General features: G+C 47.2%; 1 protein-coding gene. It reads right to left on the bottom strand.

The window, feature by feature from the left end; all coding sequences use genetic code 11:
• The coding region (gene rbsC / locus A3762_RS20070) for a ribose ABC transporter permease (protein ID WP_231878874.1) at positions 1-880 on the bottom strand (880 nt) is incomplete at its 3' end.
• Positions 881-1,029: the final 149 nt, after the last annotated feature.

Genomic DNA, 1,029 nt, shown 5'->3' with positions numbered 1-1,029 from the left:
ACGACGAGACATCTAAGAGATTCAGAGCGTTATTCAAGAAACCGATAATTAGGGCACCAATCAGAGTCCCTATAATTCGGCCCTTGCCTCCCATTAAGCTAGTTCCACCGAGTACCACTGCGGCAATAGCATCTAACTCATAACCCATACCAGCTGTCGGTTGCGCAGAAGATAGCCGCGAGGTAACAATGATGCCGGCAAGTGCTGCGAGAAAACCACAGATCGCATATACACCGATTTTAATTCGATCAATATTGATACCAGATAATCTTGTTGCCGCCTCGTTGCCGCCAAGGGCATAAACGTAACGGCCGAAACGCGTGTGGTTGAGTACATACCAACCTGCACCAAAAACGACGACCATAATCCAAACAGGAACAGGAATACCAAACGCATAGCCTGTACCGAACCAAGCAAAACTATCGGCAGTATCAGTAAAGCCAGTTGAAATGGGTCGACCGTCGGTATAAACCAAGGTTACGCCGCGCAGCAAGGTCATAGTCACTAAGGTTGCTATGAAGGCTTGCACCCTCCCCTTTGAAACAATCACACCACTAATAGCGCCGAGCAGTGCACCTGCGAGCAATGACGCAGGAACTGCGATCATTACCGGCACCTCTAAACCAATCATGCTCGCACAAATAGCACCACATAATGCGAGTACCGAGCCCACACTTAAGTCAATGCCAGCGGTCAGAATCACAAAGGTCATGCCCACTGCGATAATCGCGTTGACAGATGTTTGGCGTAAGATGTTGAGTAGATTATCAACCGTAAAGAAATTCGAGTTTAGAAAAGACACCACTACAATCAAGAGCAATAAAGCGATTAATGACTTCTGCTCAATCAGCCATTCTTTGCTAAAAATTTTATTACGCACCGCGTCGACCACGTTTATGCCTCCACTTCCGCTGTTGTCGCTTGCTGTTGAGTTTGACCCACCGCACATGCCAAAAGTAACTCTTGATCAGCCTCTTCAGCCTTGAACTCCCCAGTCAGTTTGCCTTCATGCATTACCAAAATTCGATC

This window comes from Oleiphilus sp. HI0125, from assembly GCF_001635355.1.
The sequence above is the reverse complement of the archived record's forward strand: the minus strand, read 5'-3'. Positions and strand labels throughout refer to the sequence as shown.